The sequence below is a fragment of the Stenotrophomonas sp. 2YAF22 genome, assembly GCF_052114665.1.
Taxonomy (GTDB): domain Bacteria; phylum Pseudomonadota; class Gammaproteobacteria; order Xanthomonadales; family Xanthomonadaceae; genus Stenotrophomonas; species Stenotrophomonas indicatrix.
Genome location: NZ_JBFRFE010000294.1, coordinates 1 through 5,144, shown reverse-complemented (window position 1 = coordinate 5,144; position 5,144 = coordinate 1). Strand labels below are relative to the sequence as shown.

At 68.1% G+C, this 5,144-nt stretch carries 6 protein-coding genes; 4 read left to right on the top strand and 2 right to left on the bottom strand.

Translation table 11 applies throughout. The features are described 5' to 3' along the window. The first annotated feature begins 58 nt into the window (after positions 1–58). Genes AB4Y84_RS12685 through AB4Y84_RS12675 form a run of 3 tightly spaced genes read left to right on the top strand, consistent with a single transcriptional unit; the run spans position 59 to position 3,509 of the window. Positions 59–1,585: an alpha/beta hydrolase gene (locus AB4Y84_RS12685; RefSeq protein ID WP_442244140.1), complete on the top strand. Its 1,527-nt coding sequence runs from the start codon at positions 59–61 to the stop codon at positions 1,583–1,585. Further along, a complete protein-coding gene (locus AB4Y84_RS12680; protein WP_025877565.1) occupies positions 1,582–2,328 on the top strand; it encodes an ABC transporter ATP-binding protein in 747 nt (248 codons plus the stop codon). Before AB4Y84_RS12685 ends, AB4Y84_RS12680 begins: the two co-directional genes overlap by 4 nt. Then, a complete protein-coding gene (locus tag AB4Y84_RS12675) occupies positions 2,325–3,509 on the top strand; it encodes an ABC transporter permease (RefSeq protein WP_312786362.1) in 1,185 nt (394 codons plus the stop codon). Before AB4Y84_RS12680 ends, AB4Y84_RS12675 begins: the two co-directional genes overlap by 4 nt. 72 nt (positions 3,510–3,581) lie before the next feature. Here AB4Y84_RS12675 and AB4Y84_RS12670 read toward each other — a convergent pair whose 3' ends face one another. After that, positions 3,582–4,385, bottom strand: a complete 804-nt coding sequence (locus AB4Y84_RS12670) for an AraC family transcriptional regulator (protein ID WP_363733803.1) — start codon at positions 4,383–4,385, stop codon at positions 3,582–3,584. Positions 4,386–4,460: 75 nt separating this feature from the next. Between AB4Y84_RS12670 and AB4Y84_RS12665 the strand changes: the two genes are divergently transcribed. Beyond that, positions 4,461–4,715 carry a hypothetical protein gene (locus AB4Y84_RS12665; protein ID WP_312109056.1) on the top strand — a complete coding sequence of 85 codons (255 nt, stop codon included), beginning with the start codon at positions 4,461–4,463 and terminating at the stop codon, positions 4,713–4,715. An 82-nt stretch (positions 4,716–4,797) separates the two neighbouring features. Here AB4Y84_RS12665 and AB4Y84_RS12660 read toward each other — a convergent pair. Further along, on the bottom strand, positions 4,798–5,144 hold a 347-nt coding region (locus AB4Y84_RS12660; protein ID WP_442250223.1), incomplete at its 5' end, for an energy transducer TonB.

Genomic DNA, 5,144 nt, shown 5'->3' with positions numbered 1-5,144 from the left:
CATCTGCCGCGGCACACCGTCGTGGTGGACAGGAACATCCCCAGGGGAATCACGCACGATGCAAAGACACCATTTCGCGCGGGCCGGGTTGCTGGCCAGCATGCTGATTGCCGGCTGCAGTGCACCGCCGCAGGCAGGGTCCGACGGCGCGGGCGATACACCCAGCCGCCGCTACGGCCAGATCGATTTCCGCCCCTGCACGCTGGCCACCGAAGGCGCCAATGCCAACGTCGAGGCGCAGTGCGCGACGTTCCAGGTGCTCGAAGACCGGAGCAGGCCGGATGGCCGCAGGATCGATCTGCGCGTGGCCTGGCTGGAGTCGGGCAACAGCGGTTCGGGCCTGCCGGACCCGGTGTTCTTCCTGGCCGGCGGACCTGGCCAGGCGGCCAGCGAGGTGGCCGTCATCGTCGATACGGCACTGCGCCAGGTGCGCAAGCAGCGCGACATTTTCCTGATCGACCAGCGCGGCACCGGCGGCTCCAATCCGCTCAGCTGCCTGGGCGCGGACGGCAAGGAGCTGCCGATGGATGAAGACGCTGCGCCCAGCGAGGCGCTGCTGCGCGAGTACGCGGAGCGCTGCGCCGCGTCGCTGAAGGGCCGTGCCGACCCGCGCTTCTATACCACCGCCGAAGCCATCGCCGATCTGGACGCGGTACGCCAGGCGCTGGGCGCCAACACGCTGAACCTGGTCGGTGGCTCGTACGGCACCCGCGTTGCCCAGCGCTACGCGGCCGCGTACCCGCAGCACACCCGCAGCATCGTGATCGATGGCGTGGTACCGAACGAGCTGGTGGTCGGCGGCGATTTCGCCACGACCTTCGACAACGCGATCACCCTGCAGTCCGAGCAGTGCCGCAAGGACGCTGTCTGCAGCAAGCGCTTTCCGGTCGACACCCGTGCGCAGTTGCGCAGCGTGGTGGAAACCCTGCGCCGCGCGCCGGTCACGGTCGACTACCGCGACCCCGGCACCAATGCACCGCGGCAGGATGTGCTGACCCCGGACAGCGTGGTCGGCCTGGCGTTCGCCTTCTCCTACGTACCGCAGTACTCCTCGCTGTTGCCGCTGGTGCTGGATGAAGCGGCACAGGGTCGTTATGCACCACTGGCGTCGCTGGCGCGCGGTGCGACCCGCAGCATGGATTTCCAGATCAACCGTGGCATGCAGTGGTCGGTGATCTGCAGCGAAGATGCTCCGCGCTACCAGGCGCCGGTCGAAAGCAGCGACAGCCTGGTCGGCCCGGAAGTGGCGCGCGCGTTCTTCGCCGCCTGTCCGGTGTGGCCGCACCAACCGGCTGCGGCGGCTGCGGCAGTGCCGCTGCACAGCGACCTGCCAGTGCTGCTGCTGTCCGGCGAACTGGACCCGGTGACGCCGCCGCGTTACGCCGAGCAGGTGCTCAAGGGCCTGCCGAAGGGACGCGCGCTGGTTGCCCGCGGCCAAGGCCACGGCACCCTCACCGCCGGCTGCATGCCACGCCTGCTCGGCCAGTTCATCGACACCACCGATGCCAAGGCGCTGGATGCCAGCTGCCTGGACACGCTGAGCTACGTGCCGGCGTTCACCTCGTTCAACGGATGGGCCCCATGATCGTCGCCGACAACCTGCACAAGGCCTTCAATACCCGCACCGGTCGCATCCAGGCGGTGGCCGATGTCGGCTTCCGCGCCGAGGATGGCCGCATCACCGGCCTGCTTGGACCGAACGGCGCTGGCAAGACCACCACCATGCGCATGCTGTACACGCTGATGACGCCCGATGAAGGCAGCATCACCGTCGATGGCATCGACGCAGCCCGCGATCCGGTGGAAGTGCGTCGCCACCTCGGCGTGCTGCCGGATGCACGTGGCGTCTACAAGCGGCTGACCGCACGCGAGAACATCGCCTACTTCGGCGAGCTGCATGGCCTGTCCGCGTCGCGCATCCGCGAACGTATCGAAGTGCTGTCGCATGCGCTGGACATGGCCGACATCCTCGATCGGCAGACCGATGGCTTCTCGCAGGGCCAGCGCACCAAGACCGCCATTGCCCGCGCGCTGGTGCACGACCCGCGCAACGTGATCCTTGATGAACCCACCAACGGCCTGGACGTGATGACCACCCGCGCGCTGCGCCGCTTCCTGCTGGGCCTGCGCGAGGAAGGGCGCTGCGTGATCCTGTCCAGCCACATCATGCAGGAGGTCGGTGCGCTGTGTGACCACATCGTGATCATCGCCAAGGGTACGGTGATGGCCGCCGGCAGTGCCGATGAACTGCGCGCGCAGTCCGGCGAGCCCAACCTGGAAGATGCGTTCGTGAAACTGATCGGCAGCGAAGAGGGCCTGCACGCATGAGCATGATGTCGACCCTGATGACGGTGATGCGCAAGGAACTGCGCGACCTCTCGCGTGACCGCCGCACACTGCTGCTGACCCTGCTGTTCGGCCCCGTGCTGTACCCGCTGCTGATCCTGGGCATGGGCAAGCTGGCGGAAAGCCGCGTGCGGATCCAGATCGAACAGCCGCTGCAGATTCCGACCATCGGTGCGGAGAATGCGCCGAACCTGGTGCGCTTCCTGGCGGCGCAGGGATTGAACGCCGCGCCGGCACCGAAGGATCTGGCCGAAGCGATCCGCTCGCAGGAGATCGACGTGGCCCTGCGCATCAGCCCTGAGTTCGGCAAGGACTGGGCCGATGGCAAGCCTGCGCTGGTGGAAGTGATCCGTGACAGCACCCGTCGTGCCGCCGAAGTGCCCAGTGCGCGGCTGCAGGCGGCCCTGGCAACCTACAACGGCCAGGTTGGTGCGCTGCGGCTGATGGCGCGTGGCGTCGACGCACAGGTTGCACGACCGCTGGATGTGGCCACCCAGGACATGGCCAGTGCCGAGGCCAAGCGCGGCATGATGCTGTCGATGCTGCTGCCGGTGCTGCTGACGCTGACCTCGTTCATCGGCGGCGCCTACCTGGTGATGGATGCCACCGCCGGTGAGCGCGAGCGGCAATCGCTGGAGCCGTTGCTGGCGACCCCGGGGTCGCGCAGCGCCATCGTCAGCGGCAAGATCGCCGCCGCCTGCGTGGTCGGCTTCGCCTCGTTGCTGCTGACCTTGATCGCATTCAAGGCCAGCGCGCAGATCGCGCCCGGCAACGTCGGCCGGCAGCTCAACATGAACATCGGCTCGATGCTGCAGATGCTGCTGGTGATGGTGCCGATGCTGCTGATCGGCACCTCGTTGCTGACCTTCCTCTCGGCCGCCGCCAAGAGCATGAAGGAAGCGCAGAGCCACATGACCTGGCTGGTGCTGCTGCCGATGCTGCCCGGCTACGCGTTGATGGCTTACCCGGTGAAGAGCGAGCTGTGGCAGTACGCGGTGCCGTTCCTGTCGCAGAACCAGATGCTGCTGAAGGTGATCCGCCACGAGGACATCAGCCCGACCATCTGGGCGGTCTACCTCGGTGCCAGCCTGGCGCTGGCCGCCGTGCTGTGGTTCGCCGCCGTGCGCCGCTACCACAACGAGCGGCTGGCGATTTCCGGCTGAGTGGAACCGGTAGCGCCGGGCGATGCCCGGCGGATGTGGCACGAGGCCCGGTCATGCCGGGCCTCGTGCATTTCAGCGCTGTGAAGCGTTTCCGTCTGCATACCGCGCCGGCGTCACTCCCATCTCGCGCTTGAATACCGCGATGAAGGCGCTGGGCGTGTCGTAGCCCAATGACAGCGCCACCGTGGTGACGGATTCACCGGCCAGCAATCGCGGCAGCGCCAGCAGCACGCGCAGGCGCTGCCGCCAGCGGGTCAGGGTCATGTTCGTTTCGGCCTGCCAGCGGCGGGCGAGGCTGCGACTGGACAGGCCGCTGGCGGCTGCCCAGTCTTCGACGGTACGGGTGTCATGTGGCGCTCGTGCCAGGGCGGCGGCGATGCGGCGCAGGCGGCGGTCACCGGGTTGCTGCAGCGCAAGTGGCAACGGCGTGCCTGCAGCGATCTCATCGGCGATCACCCCGGCCAAGCGCTGTTGCCCCGCATCCAACGCCTGCCCGGACCAGTGCAGCGCCCGCGGCACTGCCACCTGCAGCAGGTCGCTGGGCTGGAAGATGCGCGGTGCGGTGGGCAGGCCCGCGCAGGCCTCCTTGCTGAAGTACAGGCTCCAGCCATCGAAGCTGCCGATGCTGGAAAGCGCATGCGGGTGCTGCGGCGGAAGCCACGCCACGTGCCCGGCCGGAAGCAGCCAGTGAGTGTCGCCCACCTCGATCCGCAACAGGCCGGTGTGGGCGCCCAGCAGTTGCCCGCGCGCGTGCTGGTGGCGGGCGGTGCGCCGTGAACCCGGCATCGCCAGCTGCGTGCCGAGCAGGGCCGGCCCGCCGTTGGCCTCAGCCAACGCAGGGTCGATCATTGGTGTCTGGAATGTCTGTTCTGCCATATCCTTTGGCAGTTATACGGCAGAACGGTCGATGGCGAGCGTCGACACTGGGCGCCCACCTCCCAGGAGCACGCCATGCAACCGCAGGACATCCTTCCCGATCACCAGAACGACGTGCAGGTGAACGGTCTCACCGTCCGCAAGGGCAGTGTCGGTGCCTTCCTCGCCAGCGTCCGCGACTGGCAGGCCCCAGCCAGTGACGATGCCACCCGTGCCACCGCCGAAGCCGATCTGCGCAGCCTGCTGCCCGGGCTGCACGCGCTGGGCCTGTTCCAGGTGCTGAGCGCACGTGATCCAGCACTGCAACGGCTGATCGACAGCGCAGCCTGAAACGCACAAGGCCCGGACATGCCGGGCCTTGTGCGTCATTACAGGCAGAAGCGACTTAATCCCCTCCGTCCCTTTTCTGCGATCAGCCGCCCGGTGCGAACACCAGCGTGCGGCGGGTGGTGACAGGCGCCGTGACCGGCTCGAAGCGCCAGCGCTTGACCGCGTTGAGGGCTTCGCGATCGAAGACACGCGATGGCGTGGCGCGCAGTACGCGCGCATTGGTCACCGAGCCGTCGGTGCCGACGGTGATCTCCACCAGGACTTCGCCGGAGGTACCCGAACGCAGTGCTTCGGCCGGGTAACGCGGGGCTGGCGTGCTCACCGGGCGCAGGCTTGGTGCAGCGGCGGTCGCGGCCTGGCGGGCGGCATTGGCCTGCTGCGCAGCGGCCTGCTGCTGCTTCTGCTCGGCATCACGGCGCGCAGCAGCCT